The following is a 17,653-nucleotide window of genomic DNA, read 5'->3' on the forward strand; positions in this document are numbered from 1 at the left end:
ACATGACGCAGAGCACTTCCCGCAGGCCCGTAGGATGGCCCGGTGGAGCTATTTCGTGTGACAGGTGGGACCCCGCTGGTTGGCGAGGTCACGGTCAGTGGTGCCAAGAACAGCGTCCTGAAGCTGATGGCGGCCTCATTGCTCGTCGAGGGCCGCACGGTGCTCACGAACGTCCCCCGCATTCTCGACGTGACGATCATGAGCGAGGTGCTCCGGCGTCTGGGCTGTGAAGCGACGCTCGAGGACGACACGTTGACGATCGACGTGCCGGAGCAGCCGGGTACCGAGGCCGACTACAACCTGGTTCGCCGGATGCGCGCCTCGATCAACGTCCTGGGCCCCCTGCTGGCCCGGCGCGGTGAGGTGCGTGTGCCCCACCCGGGCGGTGATGCCATCGGATCGCGGGGGCTCGATTACCACATCGCCGGCCTGGAGCGGATGGGCGCGGAGATCACCAGCGAGCACGGCTTCGTGGTGGCGCGCGCGTCCCGGTTGCACGGTGCCCGCATCTGGCTGGACTTCCCGAGCGTCGGTGCCACCGAGAACATCCTGATGGCCGCCGTGCTGGCCAAGGGCACCACGGTGATCGACAACGCGGCCCGCGAGCCCGACATCGTCGACATCTGCTCGATGCTCAGCGAGATGGGGGCCGAGATCACCGGCGCCGGCACGTCGACGCTCGAGGTCGAGGGCGTCGAGGAGCTGCGTCCGGTCACGCACCGCACGGTTCCCGACCGGATCGTGTCCGGCACGTGGGCGTTCGCGGCCGCGATCACCCAGGGCGACATCACGGTGCGCCGCGGCGAACCGCGTCACCTGGAGATCGCGCTCGACAAGCTCAACCAGGCCGGTGCGCAGATCGACTTCCTCGATCCGATGGAGCCCGCCGAGGGCTTCCGCGTCCGGATGGAGCGGCGTCCGCGCGCCGTCGACATCGTGACGCTGCCCTACCCGGGCTTCGCCACCGACATGCTGCCGATGGCGATCACGCTCGGCGCGGTGGCCGACGGGCCGTCGATGGTCACCGAGAACGTGTTCGACGCGCGCTTCATGTTCATCAACGAGATGCTGCGCCTCGGTGCGGACGTCCGCACCGACGGCCACCACGCGGTCGTCCGCGGCAAGGACTGGCTGTCCGGTGCTCCGGTCCGCGCCACCGACATCCGCGCGGGCGTCGGTCTCGTGATCGCGGGCCTGCGCGCCGACGGTGTGACCGAGGTGGCCGACGCGTTCCACATCGACCGCGGCTACCCCGATTTCCTGAGCCAGATGCGGGGCTTGGGCGCGACGATCGAGCGCATCACGGTGGAGGACGAAGAGTTCTAGTGGGTGCTCCCGGGCCCGACCAGGGTCCGGGCCTGCTGGAGGTCGGCCGCGAACACCAGCACCCGGACGCGGCCGCGGCCGGCGTCGGCGGTGGTCGAGCGGATGTTGGCGTCGGAGAGCACGGCGCGTAGCGCGTTGGCCTCACCGGCCGAATTGCCGACGGCGACCTCGTGGAGCAGGCCGAAGTCGGAGCTCTTCCCGTCCGGCGACGGGCCGGAGATTCGGCCCGTTCCGTACGTCCACCGCAACATCAAGGCCAGGAACGCCACCACCACGAAGGCGAAGACCACGGCCGCGAACCCCGTCACGTCTCCAGTGTGCCAGCCGGGAGCCAGGCTGACGATGCCGAAAGTGCTGCTGAGCTTCACCTGTTTGGGTGGGCTGATGTCCTAAGCCAGGATTGCCCTAATTGCTGCTTGTTAATGGATAATGCAGCATGATGCGCTGTTAGTGCAGCCGGGTACTAGAGGGGGCTCCGGATGAGCCAGCTGGTCGTCGCCGGTCCGCGGCTCGATGCGGCCACCGTCAATTCGTTGCGAGGGTGTCTGGACGAGGCGTTGCGATCGGGTTCCGGCCCGCTGATCCTCGACCTCACCGGCGTCCAGACCGTCGACGCGATCGGACTGGGCATGCTGCTCGGTGTCGAGCGCCGGGCGGCGGGTGCGGGACGCCAGCTGTTGCTGCGGAACGTGCCGCCCCGGGTCGCCCGCCTGCTCCGCGCCCTCGGCCTGCACCGGGTCCTGACGACCGAGATGCTCGTCTGACTCGATACACCAGGCAACGTGTGGCGTGCGCCATGGCGGTTCAGCGGTTACTCGTCAGTAGAATTTGCGGCACCGACGCCGGAGGTGCCCGATGCCGTACCCGTCCTCGCCGGATCGTGACCGTCCGTGGGTGATGCGGACCTACGCCGGGCACTCCTCGGCGGCCGCGTCCAACGCGCTCTACCGGCGCAACCTGGCCAAGGGCCAGACCGGCCTGTCGGTGGCGTTCGACCTGCCGACGCAGACCGGCTACGACCCGGACCACGAGCTGGCCCGCGGTGAGGTCGGCAAGGTCGGCGTGCCGATCTCGCACCTCGGCGACGCCCAGATCCTGTTCGACGGCATCCCGCTCGACAAGATGAACACGTCGATGACGATCAATGCGACAGCGATGTGGCTCCTCGCGCTCTACGAGGCCGTTGCGCTGGAGCAGGGCGCCAAGCTGGAAGACCTCACCGGCACCACGCAGAACGACATCATCAAGGAGTACCTGAGCCGGGGCACGTACGTGTTCCCGCCGGGGCCCAGCCTGCGGCTGATCACCGACATGATCGCCCACACGGTCGTCCACCTGCCGAAGTGGAACCCGATCAACATCTGCTCGTACCACCTGCAGGAGGCCGGTGCGACGCCGGTGCAGGAGGTCGCCTACGCGATGTCCACAGCCATCGCGGTACTCGACGCGGTCCGCGACGCCGGGCAGGTGCCGCAGGAGCGGATGGGTGACGTCGTCGCGCGCATCTCGTTCTTCGTCAACGCGGGGATGCGGTTCATCGAGGAGACGTGCAAACTGCGCGCGTTCGCCCAGCTCTGGGACGAGGTCACGCGCGAGCGGTACGGCGTGGAGAACCCCAAGCACCGGCGGTTCCGCTATGGCGTCCAGGTCAACTCGCTCGGCCTGACCGAGGCGCAGCCGGAGAACAACGTCCAGCGGATCGTGCTGGAGATGCTCGGCGTGACACTCTCGCGCAACGCACGCGCCCGGGCCGTTCAGCTGCCGGCTTGGAACGAGGCGCTGGGCCTGCCCCGCCCCTGGGACCAGCAGTGGGCCCTCCGGATGCAGCAGGTGCTCGCGTTCGAGAGCGACCTGCTCGAGTACGACGACATCTTCGACGGCTCGACAGTGATCGAGGCCAAGGTGGCGTCGATTCTGGACGGCGCTCGGGCCGAGATCGCCCGGGTGCAGGAGATCGGCGGCGCGGTCGCGGCGATCGAGTCCGGCTACATGAAGGGCGAACTCGTGCGCTCACTGGCCGAGCGGCGCGCCCGCGTCGAGGCCGGCGACGACACGATCATCGGCGTCAACAAGTACACCGAGACCGAGCCGAGCCCGCTGACCGCCGGCGGTGGCACCGAAAAAGCCATCTTCACCGTCGACGCCGGCGTCGAGCAGGCGGCGTGCGAGCGGCTGGCGGCCTGGAAGGCCGACCGTGACCAGAACGCCGTCGACGCCACGCTGGTCGCCCTCGCCGACGCCGCCAAGAACGGCACGAACCTGATGGAACCGACGCTCGCGTGCGTGCGGGCCGGCGTCACGACGGGGGAGTGGGCGGACGTCCTGCGGGACGTCTTCGGCGAGTACCGGGCGCCGACCGGGGTCTCCGCCGCCTCGAGCCCCGCGGCCGGCCAGGATGCGCTCGCCGCGGTCCGGGAACGGGTCCGCTCCACTGGCGAGCGACTCGGCGGTCGGCTGCGGATGCTCGTCGGCAAGCCTGGCCTGGACGGGCACTCCAACGGCGCCGAGCAGATCGCCGTGCGGGCGCGCGACGCCGGCTTCGAAGTGGTCTACCAGGGGATCCGGCTGACGCCCGCGCAGATCGTCGCGGCGGCTGTCGCCGAGGACGTGCACGTCGTCGGCCTGTCGATCCTTTCCGGGGCGCACGCGCTCGCGGTGCCCACGGTGATCGAGGGCCTCCGCGCGGCGGGCCTCGACGACGTGCCGGTGATCGTCGGCGGCATCATCCCGGAGGACGACGCCGCGATGCTCAAGGCGGCCGGTGTCGCGCGGGTGTTCACGCCGAAGGACTACGGCTTGAACGAGATCATGGACGAGATCGTCACGGTGATCAACGAGATTCAGACGGCGGTCTGAGTCTGGGTGAGTGCGTCCAGGGCCGACCCCGACGGCGTAGCGGTCTTCACCGGCAGCGCGCCCACGGACGCGACCAGGTAGTCGGCGAGGTGCGCCGCGCCGATCCGCTCGATGTCGTTGTCGGCGTCGTACCCGGTGACGCTCCAGCCGACCAGGCCGGGTGTTCCCAGCGCGGCCCGGGTCATCGCGGTGAGCTGCTCCCACGACAGGCCGCCGGGGAGTGCGGAGCCGACGTGGGGCAGGGCGTGCGTCGAGAGCACGGTGAGGTCGACGTGCAGCCACCAGTCGTCGGCCGTGCGCGAGATGTGCTCGATCGCCTCCGACACGTGCCGCGCGAGCGCGGGGCCGGTGGCCGGCTGTGCGGCGTTGGCGCCGAGGTCCTCGTCGGACTTGACCAGGATGCTGCCCGACAGCGACGGGATGCCCGCCGCACTGAGCTCGGCGCCGTCCCGGGCGCCGAGCACGGCGACCGCACCGGGAGGGACCAGCGGCAACCGTCGGGACAGGCCGTTGGAGAGCACCGCGTTGGTCTGTGCGAGCAGCGCCAGGCCGAGCGTGCAGTCCGACGCCAGCCCGGTCGGCGACTTGTCCGGCGGCCAGGCGGACTCCCGTCCCGCCAGGACCAGCAGGCCGGCCGTGCCGGGCGACTCGGACTCGCTCGCGCGGTGCCCGGTGGCGACCAGGCCGCCCAGCAGGATCGGGTTGTCGCCACCGAGCAGCAGGGGGAGGTGCCCGTCGGTGTGGCTCGCGGAGACCGCGTCGGCCACGCCGTCGATCATCGCGGCGAGCGCGGCCTCGTTGAGCAGGCCGGTCTCGGAGCTGCGGATCAGCGACCGTTCGCCGCCGATGACCGGAGAGGTCTCGAACGGGGTCCAGCCGGTCGGCAGCGCCTCCCTGATCCGTCCAATGAGCCCCTGCGCGTGCACGGCGGCCGGCCCTGCCGCCGCGCCGCCGGCTCTACCGGTAGCGCTGAACGGCACGCTGACGATGTCGATCTCCATCAAGCCCCCCAGGACGGTCGTACCCCTGTCTCCGACCGTGACATGACTCCTCTGCTCCGGGCTACACCTGGAGGAGTGAGGTGGTCCCAAATGTTACCTAAGTGAAGTCTGAGAGTGAAAACGCTCGGTTTTCCGGCGGCGCCGTGCACGCACTGCGCGGAAAGCCCACCAGAAGAACGCGATCATCACGGCCAGCGCGACGACGACGAGGATCGGCGCGAGGAGGGCGAGAAGCGACATACCGAGCGCGGCGACGTCCTCCAGCGTGCTGACGACCGGTGCGGCGAACCCCCCGCTCGCGGCGTTCACGGCCGGTCGCGCGGTGGCCTTACCGGCGTGCACGATCAGCGCGAGTACGACACCGACGGCGACCGGCACCCACGCCCCACCCGAGAAGAAGCTGCCCGGGTCGCTCACCGTCACCGAGTCCGACGTCGCGGTGGCTCCGAACGCGAGGCCACCCGCGGTCGGGCGCACGACGGTCTGCACGACATCGTTGATCGAGTCGACGATCGGCACCTTGTCGGCGACCATCTCGACACAGAGCAGGACGGCGAGGATCACCAGCGCCCAGCCGCCGTCGAGCCACTGCCAGCCGGCCGGCAGCGTCACCGTGTCGGTGAAGCGCGAGAGCAGACCGAGCGTCAGCAGCGGAATGTAGGCGTTGAGACCGGACGAGGCGGCGAGGCCGGTACCGGTCAGGAGTTCGAACACGAGTCCACGGTAGGGCTCGAAAGCTAGAACAGTTTCCCGTCGCTGTCGTCGATGCCGCGCAGGGCGTCGTAGTTGAGCGTCACGCACCGGATGCTGCGGTCGGCGGCGAGTACCGACGCCTGCGGTTTGATCTGCTGTGCGGCGAACACACCGGCGACGGGCGCGAGCAGCGGATCACGGTTGAGCAACTCCAGGTAGCGGGTGAGCTGCTCGACGCCGTCGATCTCGCCGCGTCGCTTGATCTCCACCGCGACGGTGCCGCCGGTCGCGTCCCGGCAGAGGATGTCCACCGGGCCGATCGCGGTGGGGTACTCGCGGCGGATCAGCGTGTAGCCGTCGCCGAGGGTCGTGATGTGCTCGGCCAGCAGGCGCTGCAGGTCGGCTTCCACGCCGTCCTTCACCAGGCCGGGGTCGATGCCCAAATCGTGGGTCGAGTCGTGGAACACCTCCTCGATCGTGATCCGGAGCTCCTCACCGGCCTTGTTGATCACCGTCCAGGCGCCGGGCTGTTCCTCCAGCCGGCACGGCGGGCTCATCCAGTTCAGCGGCTTGTAGGCCCGGTCGTCGGCGTGGATCGACACCGAACCGTCGGACTTGACGAGCAGCAGCCGCGTCGCAGGCGGGAGGTGGGCGGTGAGTCGACCGATGTAGTCGACGGAGCAGCGGGCAATGACCAGGCGCACGGCGAACCAGGCTAGGCCATCCCGCGCGGCGGCGTGCAACACGGCCAGTCGGGACTCGGACATCCGGCCGTAAAACCTGCCGGCCCAGCGCTAACGTCGGAGAGGTGAGTGCACCGGCCAACAGATTTGTCAGCCACGTCTTCGGCACCTGGTCCGACCCGCTCGAAGTCGCCACCGCCGGCGTCGCGCTGCGGGAGAAGACGCCGGTCAGCGCATGCGCCGTGTACGAGCGCCGTGCTGACCGCCCGGACCCCGTCGCGTTCGTCGAGGCGACGAACGAGGGCCGGGTCGACGAGCTGATCGCGCTGCGCGTCGGCCGGATGGTCGCCTCGCCGTTCGCGTTCCTGCGGGGGAGCGCCGGGCTGATGGCGGCGGATCTCGCCGGTACGCCCACGTCCGGCATCAACGCCTGGATCTGCGGTGACGCCCACGCGTCGAACTTCGGGCTGTACGCGTCCCCCGAGCGTCGCCTGGTGATGGACGTGAACGACTTCGACGAGACCGTCGTCGGGCCGTGGGAGTGGGACCTCAAGCGCCTGGCGGCCAGCCTCGTCGTCGCCGGTCGCGAGGCGGGCGTGGACGAGGAGCGGGTCCGCACGGCCGCGTCCGACGCCGCGCGCACCTATCGGGCGGCGCTGCGCGAGCTGGCGCAGATGTCGCTGCTCGAGGCGTACTACCTGACCACGGATGAAAAGACCATTGATCATTTCGACGTCGATCAGCTCGGCGAAGTGTTCAAGCGGATCGGCAAGAAGGCGCGGAAGAACACCAGCCGCCGGGTCGTGGAGAAGTTCGCCGAGCGCGCCGAGACCGACCACTGGCGCTTCGTCGACGCCCCGCCGATCCTCACGCACGTCGGCCCGGCGACGGAGCAGGCGGTGCTCGACGGTCTGGAGTCCTACGCCGAGGGGTGCCTGGACGACGAGCTGAAGGCGCTGCTGGCCCGGTACTCGGTGACCGACATCGCGCACCGGGTCGTCGGGCTCGGGAGCGTGGGGCGGCGCAGCTACATCGTGCTGCTGCACGGCAACGGCGACGACGCGCTGGTGCTGCAGGTGAAGGAGGCCGGTCCGTCCGCGCTGGCGCCGTACGTCGACGCGACGCCGTACGCCCACAACGGCGAGCGGATCGTCCGGGGTCAGCGGTGGATGCAGACGGTCAGCGACATCCTGCTCGGCTGGACGACCGTCGACGGCCGGCCGTTCCTGGTGCGGCAGTTCCGGGACATGAAGGGGAGCATCGACCCCGCGCTGCTCAAGCCGAACCAACTCGACGACTATGCGCGGATCGTCGGGGCGGTGCTCGCGCGGTCGCACGCGCAGTCGGCCGATCCTCGGCTGCTCACCGGCTACGTGGACGGTGCGACGACCCGGACGCCGGGTGGCATGGGGTTCGACGAGGCGATCGCGGCGTTCGCTGTCGCGTACGCCGATCAGACCGAGGCCGACCACGACGCGCTGGCCGCGGCGGTGCGGGCAGGACGACTCCCGGCGATCTTCGAGGACGCGTGATCGACACCGGAGTCGGGTAGTGACAGGCTCATGAGCATGGTTATCGGAATGACCGATCCGACGCAGCCGCGGGTGCCACCCCTGCCCATGCCCGGTCCGCCGGTCCCGCCGCCGGCCCCCGCGCCGGTTCCGGTCCCGCCGGGCCCCGGCGGCCCCGTGCCTGGCGGCCCTGTTCCCGGCCCGGGTCCCGCGCCGCAGCCGAATCCGGACCCGATCCCGCCGGACCCCGAGCCTCAGCCCCACCCCGACCCCTACCCACCACCTTCTTAGTGGGCGGCCCGCTCAGAACGACGCTGCCAGGCGAGCGCGAACCCTTGAGTATGCACCTATACGTGGCGGATTCGCGCTCGACTGGCAGCGCCGCTCTGAGCGGGCTCCAGGTTCAAACCGCTGCTTGCGCCTGGCGGCGCTCGAGAAGCGATTCGGTGACGAAGGTGGTGGCGGAAGCGGCTAGGCGGCGGGCCCAGGTGCGGTAGCCGAGCGGCGACGGGTGGAAGCGGTCGACCGCGAAGAACTGTGCCGTGTTCGTGGGCAGCGGCCCCGGCAGCAGGTGACAGAGGCCGGGGGCCGTGGCGCACAGGCGCGCCAACTGGCGGTCGAGCAGCATCGCGTACCCGCCGAGCGACCAGCGCACCACCCGCGGCAGAGACCCGAACCGGTGCACCGGCGGAATGCTCACGAGCAGCACGGGCACCGGCCGGCCCAGCCGCTCGCGCAGGACGTCGACAAGAACCGTCACGTCGGCCCGCCAGGCAGACGGGCGCCGGAGACGCAGTGCGTCGTTGGTGCCCGCGGAGAGCACGACGAGGTCGGCGTCCAGCCGCTCGGCCTGCGAGGCAACGAGCTCGGTGAGGCCACGGACGGTGTCGCCGCTGCGGGCGAGCACCCGCCACGACACCGGCTGCTCGGTCTGCTCGGCCAGCGCGGCCGAGAACTGCCCCGCGAGCGCCTCCTCGTGGTGCGCCGCGCCGACACCGGCGACCGACGAGTCACCGACGAACAGGACGGAGAGTCCGGCGCCCTCCGATGTCGACCCGGAGAGCGGGCCGCCCGCATCCGGCAGGTGGGGGATCCGCCGTGAGATCGCGGTGTGCAGGCGTCCAACCGGTTGCGTCATCCGTGCTCCCTCTTGCGTTCACCATCTGTTCAGCGAGCGGCAGTGTGCCACGCGAAGGTGAACAAACTCAGCGGGTGACGAAGCGGCCGATCATCGTCCGGAGTTGTTCGGACATCGCGGCCAGGTCGGAAGCGGCCTCCCGGGCACGTTCCACGCCCTGGGTCGTGGACGTCGTCGCGGACGCCATCGCGCTGATGTTCGTCGCGATCACGTCGGCTCCGCTGGCGGCCTCGCCGACGCTGCGGGTCATCTCCTGAGTGGTCGCGCTCTGCTCCTCGACCGCACTGGCGATCGTCGCCTGGTACTCGTTGATCCGCTCGATGACCTCCGCCACGCGGCTGATCGCCTCGACCGCGCTGCGGGTGTCGGTCTGGATCGCCGCGACCCGCGTTCCGATGTCCTCGGTGGCCTTCGCGGTCTCCTGCGCGAGTTCCTTGACCTCGTTCGCGACGACCGCGAAGCCCTTTCCGGACTCGCCGGCCCGGGCCGCCTCGATCGTCGCGTTGAGAGCGAGCAGGTTGGTCTGCTCGGCGATCGAGCTGATCAGCCCCAGCACCTCGCCGATCTCCGCCGACGACGTGCCGAGCCGCTCCACCGTGCTGGTGGCCTGCCGGGCCTCGTCGACGGCGGTGGCCACCACGCCGACGGCCTCGGTGGTGTTGCGGGCGATCTCGGAGATCGCGGCACCCATCTCCTCCGCGCCGGCGGCCACCGAGTTGACGTTGCGCGCGACCTCGTCGGCGGCGGACGAGGCCACCGTCGTCTGGGTGCTGGTGTCGTCGGCGGCGTGGGCGATGCTGGCGCTGGCGTCGGACAGCTGCTGGGAGCTCCGCGTGAGCGCGGTCGCGTTCTCGCCCACGGCGTCGAGCACCTCACGGATGCTCGCGGTCGCCGCGTCCAGCGAGACCGCCATCTGCCCGACCTCGTCGCGGCTGGAGATGCCGGCCGAGCGGGTGAGGTCGCCGCTGGCCAGGCCGTCGAGCACCGCGCGCATCCGGGCGACCGGGCGGGTGATGCCGCGGACGATCGGGATCGCGAACAGCAGGAGGAGCGCCAGGGCGGCGACCACGGTGAGCATGACCGCCCGGGTCGCCGACGTGGAGGTGGCACTCATGTCGGCCCGCTCCTGCACGATCGCGGCGTCGACGGCATCGTGCAGGGCTTCGAGCTTGTCGTCGACGGCGTGATTCGTCTCGGCGATCTGTCCCTCGTTCGCGCGGGCCGCGGCGTAGTTCGTGCCCGCGGTGGTGACCAGCGTCGTCACCGTCGTCGTGAACGTCTTCAGGTCGGGACCGATCGCGTCGAACTGCGCCTGCAGGTTCGCGGGCAGCCCGGCGTCGTTCACCGCGGCCACCGCCTCGTCGATCGAGGCGGCGTCGTCGGTGGTGTCCTTCTTCACCGACGCCGGGTCGTCGGTCTCGATCAGCGACCGGTAGCCGTCGACCTTCAGCTCGGCGTTCCGCGTGTCGACGTGGTTGAGCGCGGCCTTGGCGACCTCCAGCGAGCGGATCTGCTCCGACTGGTCGGTGAGCTGGGCCTGGGAGCGGAGCCCGATCGCGCCGACGGCCAGCGCGCACGCGACACCGACGACGATGAGCACGCTCAGCTTGACTGCCATCCGGAGGTTCTGGAACCCCTGCATCAATCGGGTCACAGTTCCCTGTCGGCGCGTTCACCCGCCAGCTGAGAGTTTGCGGCGTTAACAGGTGTAGGTGGCGACTGAGCGGGTAAGGGGGTGTCCCCGGCGGCCCGGACGCGTGCCGGGCGTCCGGGCAGCCGCAGTCAGTGGGAAGCCCCCACGACGTCGATGATGAACGCGGTCGCGAACGCGGCCTCGCGCCAGGCGTCGTAGCGGCCGCTCGGCCCGGAGTGGCCGGCGCCCATCTCGGTGCGCAGCAGCACGTCGCTCGCGCCGACCGCGCGGAGCCGGGCGACCCACTTGGCCGGCTCGTGGTAGAGCACCCGGGTGTCGTTCAGCCCCGCGAGCACGAGCAGCGCCGGGTACTGCCGTGCCTCGACGTTGTCGTACGGGGCGTACGACCGGATGTACGCGTAGGCCTCCGGGTCGTGCAGCGGATCGCCCCACTCCTCCCACTCGGTGACGGTCAGCGGCAACGACGGGTCGAGGATCGACGTCAGCGCGTCGACGAACGGCACGTCGGCGACGATCGCGCGGAACGCCTCGGGCGCCATGTTCGCGATCGCGCCCATCAGCAGACCGCCGGCACTGCCGCCCCGGGCGACCAGGCGCTCGGTGGACGTCCAGTTGGCCTCGACGACCCGGTGGGCGGCCGCGATGAAGTCCGTGAACGTGTTCTTCTTGCGCAGGAGCTTGCCGTCGTCGTACCAGTGACGGCCGAGCTCACCGCCGCCGCGGATGTGCGCGACCGCGAACACGAAGCCCCGGTCGAGCAGCGAGAGCCGCCCCACCGAGAACCACGGGTCCATGCTGATCTCGTACGCGCCGTAGCCGTAGAGCAGGCAGGGCGCCGACCCGTCCCGCGGGGTGTCCTTCCGGGCGACGATCGAGATCGGCACCTTGGTGCCGTCGGCGGCGGTGGCCCACTCCCGATGTTGCTCGTAGGCGTCGGGGTCGTATCCGTCGAGCACCGGCTGCTGCTTGCGTAGCGTCAGCTCGCCGGTGGCCAGGTCGCAGTCGTAGACGGAATCCGGCGTGACCAGCGACGTGTAGTGCAGGCGGAACTGCGTCGTCTCGTAGTCGGGATTGCCGGCCGGCGCGACCGTGTAGACCGCCTCCGGGAACGTCAGGTCGCGGGGTTCCTCGCCGTCAGCGAGCACCCGCAGCCCGGTCAGACCGTCCCGACGCAGTTCGACGACGATGTGGCCGGCGAACGCATCGAAGTCGGAGAGCCGCACGGCCGGGTCGTGGGGGATCAGCGGCGTCCATTCGGCCGGTGCGTCGAGCGGTGCGGTGGCCAGTTCGAAGTTCTCGGCGCCGTCGTTGTGCAAGACCAGGAAGTGGTCGCCCTGGTGGTCGACGGAGTACTCGACACCGTCACGACGGGGCGCGATCAGAGTCAGCTCGGCCCGCGGGGTGGTCGCGTCGAGGACGTGCACCTCGCTGGTCGTCTTGCTGCCGGCCTGGATGACGATGTAGGCCTCGCTGCGGGACAGGCCGACGCCCACCCAGAACCGCTCGTCGGGCTCCTCGAACACGAGCGTGTCCTGGTCGGCCGGGGTGCCGACGGTGTGCCGCCACACGCGGTGCGGGCGCCACGCGTCGTCGACGGTCAGGTAGAAGAGCTCGGTGGCGTCAGCCGACCACGCCGTGCCGTAGGAGGTGTTCGGCACCTCGTCGGCGAGGTCCTTACCCGTCTCCAGGTCGCGGATGCGCAGCGTGAAGCGCTCGTCGCCGGCGAAGTCCGTGGAGTAGGCGAGCAGCCGGTCGTCGGGGCTGATGTCGAACGCGCCCAGCGAGAGGAACGCCTCGTCGCCGACGAGCGCGTTCTCGTCGAGCACGACCTCTTCACCAGGGAGCGGGGTGCCCTCCGATTCCCCCGGCGGAGCCGGATCGGACGTCACCGCCGGGGGAGTGAGCTGGCCGGGCTCGGCACGCAGGCGGCAGTGGATCGCGTACTGCTTGCCCTCCTCGGTGCGGCTGTAGTGCCACCAGGCGCCCTTGCGGCTGGGCACCGAGAGGTCGGTCTCCTGCGTGCGGCGCTTGATCTCGTCGAACAGCGTTTCGCGCAGGTGGGCGAGGTGCGCCGTGGCCTGCTCGGTGTACTCGTTCTCCGCGGTCAGATACGGGATCGTGTCGGGATCCTCCCGGTCGGCCAGCCACGCGTAGTCGTCGACGACGTCGTCGCCGTGAAAGCTCCGGGTGAACGGAATCCGCTTGGCGACGGGAGGAGTACTCATGCGCAGCACCGTACTTGGTCGGACCGACGATTCGCTGAAACGGGGAATGTCTCCGGATGGGTGGGGTTAATACCGGCATGGCGCCTGTTTCAGTACTCGACTTCGTCGGCATCCAGTACGGCGGTACCGCTACCGAGGCGATCGATGCGAGCGTGCAACTGGCGCGTGACGTCGAGCGGCTCGGGTATCAGCGGATCTGGTTCTCCGAGCACCACAACTCGCCGACGCTGGCGTGTACCGCCCCGGAGTTGCTGATCGCCCGGGTCGGGGCCGCGACCAGCACGCTGCGGGTCGGTGCCGGCGGCATCATGCTCCCGAACCACGCACCGCTGAAGGTCGCCGAGACGTTCCGGACGCTCGAGGCGATGTTCCCCGGGCGGGTCGACCTCGGGTTGGGGCGCGCGCCGGGCACGGACGGACTCACCGCGCTGGCGCTGCGGGGGTCCGAGGAGAAAGTGATGGGGAACGAGTTCCCTCAGCTCATGGGGGAGCTGCTGGCGTTCCTCACCGACGGCTTCCCCGACGACCACCCGTTCCGGCGCGTGCAAGCGACGCCGGTCGTGCCGGGGCTGCCGTCGCTGTGGGTGCTCGGGTCGAGCGACTACGGGTCGCGGTTCGCCGCGGTGAACGGGCTGGCGGCGAGCTTCGCGCACCAGATCAACCCGGAGCTGGCCGGTCCGGTGCTGCGGGCCTACCGACGTGACTTCCGGCCGTCGGAGTTCCTGGACGCTCCGCGCAGCAGCGTGTCGACGATCGCGTTCGCGTCGGAGGACGCGACGGAGAACGAGGAGTTCGCGGCCTACTGGACGTTGAACATGGCGAAGCTGCGGTCGGGGAGCCCCGGGCCGATCTCGCCCGAGGAGCTGCGTGAGTTCGCGGCCTCGTCGTCCTACCCGGCGGCGCGGGAGGGCATGGCGGGCCGCCTGAACGTCGGCACGCCCGATCTCGTCGCCGACCGGCTACGCGCGCTGCTCGAGGAGACCCAGGCCGACGAGCTGATCCTCGCCTCGCCGGCCCCGAGCTTCGAAGCCCGTACCCGCTCCTACGAACTCCTCGCCAAGGAGCTCCTCTAGCCGCGGAGGCATGAACGCTTTGGTGGGCCATGGCCCACCAAAGCGTTCAGCGCTTGGGCGCGCCCCGTCCGTAAAGCGTGCGCAGGGTGCGGGCGAGGAGCGCGTTCGTCTTGTCGGTGCGGCCGAACGTGTAGATCGCCAGTGGAAGTGCGTAGCGCTGGCGGGCGATCGACTTCGGGCGGGTGAACTCGCGCAGACCGTCCTCGCCGTGGATGCGGCCGAACCCGGAGTCGCCGACGCCGCCGAACGGCAGCGACGCCACCCCGGCGAACGACAGCACCGAGTTCACCGACGTCATGCCCGACCGGATCCGGCGGGCGAGCTCGATTCCCCGCCGCTTCGAGAACACCGCGGCGCCGAGCCCGTACGAGGTGGCGTTCGCCTTCTCGACCGCCTCGTCCATGTCGCGGACCTTACTGACGGTGAGCGTCGGGCCGAACGTCTCCTCCTGGACGGCCGCGGAGTCCTCCGGTACGTCGGTCAGCACGACCGGCCCGACGAACGGCCCGTCGACCGACTCCGCACCGCCCACCACTGCCCTCCCGCCGCGGGCGAGCGCGTCGTCCACGTGCCGGCGGATGACGTCGAGCTGTGCGGGCATCGTCGCCGGCCCGTACGCGGCGTCGGCCGCCTCACCGGGCGTGACGTCCTTCGCGGCGGCCGTCAGCTTCGCGAGGAACGGCTCGTAGACCGCCTCGTGCACGTACACCCGCTCGGTGCCGATGCAGGTCTGGCCGCCGTTCGACATCCCGGCCCAGACCGCTGCCTCGGCCGCGGCGTCCAGATCGGCGTCGGCGTCGACCAGCAGCGGGTCCTTGCCGCCGCACTCGATCAGCACCGGCGTCAGCGTCTCGGCGGCGGCCGCCATGATCTTCTTGCCGGTCGCGGTGGAGCCGGTGAACGCGATCTTGTCGACGCCGGCCGCGGTGAGCGCCGCACCGGTGTCGCCGCCGCCGTAGATGCCGGTGAACACCGGTTGTTCCGGCACGACCTCGGCGAACGTGTCGACCAGCCACTGACCGACCAGCGGCGTGTACTCGCTCGGCTTGAACACGACCGCGTTACCCGCGGCCAGCGCGTAGGCGATCGACCCCATCGGCGTGAAGACCGGGTAGTTCCACGGCCCGATCACACCGACGACGCCGAGCGGCTGGTACTCCAGCGACGCGGCGATGTTCGACGAGAGCATCCCGGACGGCACGCGCCGGGGCCCGAGCACCTTGGCGGCCTTCTTCGCGGCCCAGTCGATGTGGTGCACCGTGATCAGCAGTTCGAGCATCGCGTCGTCGGTGGGTTTGCCGTTCTCGCGGTGCATGAGGTCGGTGATCCCGTCGAGGCGCTGCGCGATCAGCGCCCGCCACGCCAGCAGGCGGGCACGGCGTCCGGCGAACCCGAGCCCGGCCCACCAGCGCGACGCCGTGCGTGCGGCATCGACGACGGTGCGGACGCCGGCGGGATCGGTCACCGCGACGCGCCCCACCTCGACTCCGGTGGCGGGGCTCGACGAGACCAGGAAGCCGTCGACGAACGTCGGTGTGCCGGGGCGTGCCGTGGGCTCGGTCACGGTCATCGGGACCTCCGTCTGGGTGGTGGCTCGTCCGGAGTCTAGGACCGATCTGACCCGCCGGTAAGGCGAACTTGACTCGCGAGTAACCCAGGTGACTCGGTTCAGATGGGGGCAAGGGGTGTGATGCGGACCATGGTCCGGCCCAAGTTACTGGTCGGTATGTCAAGCTCGGCGCCTCCACCACGGCCAGCTAGGAGAGGGGCGACCGTGTCCAGGGACTTCGCGCGCATCGGAATTGTCGGACTGGGAACGCTGGGAGCGGAACTCGCGGAGGCACTGTCCCGCGCCGGTCTGGAAGTAGTGGGTGTCGACCCGGACGAGGCGGCACGAGGTCGGGTGAGCGTCCCGGTCTCCGCGGGGATCGACGCGCTGACCGACGTCGATCTGGTGATCGAAGCGGTGCCGGAGCAGCTGGCGCTCAAACAGCGGGTCTTCGCTGCGCTCTCCGACGTCGTGCGACCGGACACCGTGCTGGCCACCGCCGCCTCGGCGCTGTCGGTGACCGAGCTGGCGGTGGCGGCCGCCCATCCGCACCGGGTGCTGGGGCTGCACTTCATCGGCGACGCGCTGGTCGAAGTCGTCCGGACGGTGTTCACGGACCCGGACGTCGTGGACGACGCGGTGGCGCTGCTGAGCGGGCGGCTGGGCCGGAACCCGCTGATCGTGGGGGACCGGCCGGGGCGGATCACCTCGTCGCTGCTGTTCGCGTACCTCAACCAGGCGGTGTCGTTCGTCGAGTCCGGGTACGCGACCCGCGACGACGTCGATGCCGCCATGCGGTTCGGCTGCGGGCTGCCGCTCGGGCCGCTCGCCGTCGTCGACCGGATCGGGCTCGACACCACGTTCGACGTGCTCACTGCCCTGCATGCGCAGAGCGGCGACCGGCGGCACGCGCCCGCGCCGCTGCTCAAGCAGATGATCGCGGGCGGGTTACGCGGAGTGAAGACCGGTCGGGGTTTCTACACGTACGCCGACGGCGTTCCGGTGGCCGACGTCTCCACCGGCGGAGCCGAAGTGGTTACGCGGACCGTGGGAAAGGTCGGCGTGGTCGGGTCGGGGACGATGGCGACCGGGATCGTGGAGGTGTTCGCCAAAGCCGGCTACGACGTCGTGTACGTCACGCGGAGTGAGGCCAAGTCCGCGTCGGTGCTCGCCGCGCTGACGAAGTCGTTGGATCGGGCTGTCTCCAAGGGGAAGCTTTCACCGTCCGACCGGGATGCGGTGCTCGGCCGCGTGACCGGCAGCGCTGCGTTTGACGACTTGAGTGACGTCGATCTGGTGGTCGAAGCAGTTGTCGAGGACCTGACAGTGAAGCGGGAGCTGTTCGCGACGCTCGACGCGGTGTGCAAGCCGGGGTCCGTGCTCGCGACGACGACGTCCAGCCTGCCGGTGATCGAGTGCGCTACCGCGACGAAGCGGCCACAGGACGTCGTCGGGCTGCACTTCTTCAATCCGGCGACGGTGATGAAGCTGGTCGAGATCGTGTCGACGGTGTCCACGGCGCCCGACGTGGTGGCGACCGCGCATGCCGTGACCACATCGCTGGGCAAGCACCCGGTGGACTGCCGCGACCGGGCCGGTTTCATCGTCAACGCGCTGCTGTTCCCGTACCTGAACGACGCGGTCGCGATGCTCGACGCGCACTACGCGGACGCCGACGAGATCGACACCGCGGTGACGCTCGGGTTCGGGTACCCGATGGGGCCCTTCGCGCTGCTGGACGTGGTGGGGCTGGACGTGTCGCTGGCGATCCAGAAGGAGCTGCACGCAGAGTTCCACGAGCCCGGGTTCGAGCCGGTACCGCTGCTGTCGCACCTGGTGGCCGCCGGCTATCTGGGCCGGAAGACCTCCCGGGGCTTCCGGGACTACGCGCGCAAGTAGTTTTGGAGGGTGAGCCCTCGGCACAATCGTTCCCGGCGTGGGGAT

14 protein-coding genes are annotated in these 17,653 nt (G+C 70.3%); 6 read left to right on the forward strand and 8 right to left on the reverse strand.

Translation table 11 applies throughout. The features are described 5' to 3' along the window. The first annotated feature begins 42 nt into the window (after nt 1–42). Nucleotides 43–1,326: a UDP-N-acetylglucosamine 1-carboxyvinyltransferase gene (gene murA, locus ACGFY5_RS16620; RefSeq protein ID WP_392720687.1), complete on the forward strand. Its 1,284-nt coding sequence runs from the start codon at nt 43–45 to the stop codon at nt 1,324–1,326. Here murA and ACGFY5_RS16625 read toward each other — a convergent pair. Further along, nucleotides 1,323–1,634, reverse strand: coding sequence for a hypothetical protein (locus ACGFY5_RS16625; protein ID WP_392720689.1), 312 nt, complete (start codon nt 1,632–1,634; stop codon nt 1,323–1,325). The two genes, murA and ACGFY5_RS16625, sit on opposite strands and share 4 nt — an antisense overlap. Nucleotides 1,635–1,805: 171 nt before the next feature. On the opposite strand from ACGFY5_RS16625, the gene ACGFY5_RS16630 reads away from it, so the two are divergent. Continuing rightward, entirely contained in the window at nt 1,806–2,090 is a 285-nt protein-coding gene (locus tag ACGFY5_RS16630) for an STAS domain-containing protein (protein ID WP_392720690.1), read from the forward strand. A gap of 91 nt (nt 2,091–2,181) precedes the next feature. Beyond that, entirely contained in the window at nt 2,182–4,182 is a 2,001-nt protein-coding gene (locus tag ACGFY5_RS16635; RefSeq protein ID WP_392720692.1) for a protein meaA, read from the forward strand. On the opposite strand, the gene ACGFY5_RS16640 is transcribed toward ACGFY5_RS16635, so the two are convergent. From ACGFY5_RS16640 to nucS, 3 genes are all read right to left on the reverse strand, one after another. Beyond that, complete coding sequence (locus ACGFY5_RS16640) at nt 4,167–5,183, reverse strand: arginase family protein (RefSeq protein WP_392720694.1); 1,017 nt, start codon at nt 5,181–5,183, stop codon at nt 4,167–4,169. The genes ACGFY5_RS16635 and ACGFY5_RS16640 overlap by 16 nt on opposite strands. A 93-nt stretch (nt 5,184–5,276) precedes the next feature. After that, a complete protein-coding gene (locus tag ACGFY5_RS16645) occupies nt 5,277–5,897 on the reverse strand; it encodes a DUF4126 domain-containing protein (protein WP_392720696.1) in 621 nt (206 codons plus the stop codon). A 23-nt stretch (nt 5,898–5,920) separates the two neighbouring features. Beyond that, nucleotides 5,921–6,580 carry an endonuclease NucS gene (gene nucS, locus ACGFY5_RS16650; RefSeq protein ID WP_392722483.1) on the reverse strand — a complete coding sequence of 220 codons (660 nt, stop codon included), beginning with the start codon at nt 6,578–6,580 and terminating at the stop codon, nt 5,921–5,923. A gap of 104 nt (nt 6,581–6,684) precedes the next feature. On the opposite strand from nucS, the gene ACGFY5_RS16655 reads away from it, so the two are divergent. Beyond that, entirely contained in the window at nt 6,685–8,091 is a 1,407-nt protein-coding gene (locus ACGFY5_RS16655) for a DUF2252 domain-containing protein (RefSeq protein WP_392720698.1), read from the forward strand. A 382-nt stretch (nt 8,092–8,473) separates the two neighbouring features. On the opposite strand, the gene ACGFY5_RS16660 is transcribed toward ACGFY5_RS16655, so the two are convergent. The 3 genes from ACGFY5_RS16660 to ACGFY5_RS16670 all read right to left on the reverse strand — a co-directional run bounded on the left by ACGFY5_RS16660 (nt 8,474) and on the right by ACGFY5_RS16670 (nt 13,093). Further along, entirely contained in the window at nt 8,474–9,208 is a 735-nt protein-coding gene (locus ACGFY5_RS16660; RefSeq protein ID WP_392720700.1) for an SGNH/GDSL hydrolase family protein, read from the reverse strand. Nucleotides 9,209–9,275: 67 nt separating this feature from the next. Further along, entirely contained in the window at nt 9,276–10,826 is a 1,551-nt protein-coding gene (locus ACGFY5_RS16665) for a methyl-accepting chemotaxis protein (protein WP_392720702.1), read from the reverse strand. Nucleotides 10,827–10,990: 164 nt separating this feature from the next. Continuing rightward, nucleotides 10,991–13,093 (reverse strand): S9 family peptidase, encoded by a 2,103-nt coding sequence (locus ACGFY5_RS16670; protein ID WP_392722485.1) that lies wholly within the window; start codon nt 13,091–13,093, stop codon nt 10,991–10,993. 71 nt (nt 13,094–13,164) lie between these two features. Here ACGFY5_RS16670 and ACGFY5_RS16675 point away from each other — a divergent pair, with 71 nt between their 5' ends. Continuing rightward, the gene (locus ACGFY5_RS16675; RefSeq protein ID WP_392720704.1) at nt 13,165–14,160 is read left to right on the forward strand and encodes an LLM class flavin-dependent oxidoreductase; all 996 of its coding nucleotides are present in this window, start codon (nt 13,165–13,167) and stop codon (nt 14,158–14,160) included. Nucleotides 14,161–14,206: 46 nt separating this feature from the next. On the opposite strand, the gene ACGFY5_RS16680 is transcribed toward ACGFY5_RS16675, so the two are convergent. After that, nucleotides 14,207–15,730, reverse strand: a complete 1,524-nt coding sequence (locus ACGFY5_RS16680) for an aldehyde dehydrogenase family protein (protein ID WP_392720705.1) — start codon at nt 15,728–15,730, stop codon at nt 14,207–14,209. 204 nt (nt 15,731–15,934) lie between these two features. Here ACGFY5_RS16680 and ACGFY5_RS16685 point away from each other — a divergent pair, with 204 nt between their 5' ends. Then, the gene (locus tag ACGFY5_RS16685) at nt 15,935–17,608 is read left to right on the forward strand and encodes a 3-hydroxyacyl-CoA dehydrogenase family protein (protein ID WP_392720706.1); all 1,674 of its coding nucleotides are present in this window, start codon (nt 15,935–15,937) and stop codon (nt 17,606–17,608) included. The last annotated feature ends 45 nt before the right edge of the window (nt 17,609–17,653 follow it).

The sequence above is a fragment of the Cryptosporangium sp. NPDC048952 genome, assembly GCF_043197895.1.
Classification (GTDB): domain Bacteria; phylum Actinomycetota; class Actinomycetes; order Mycobacteriales; family Cryptosporangiaceae; genus Cryptosporangium.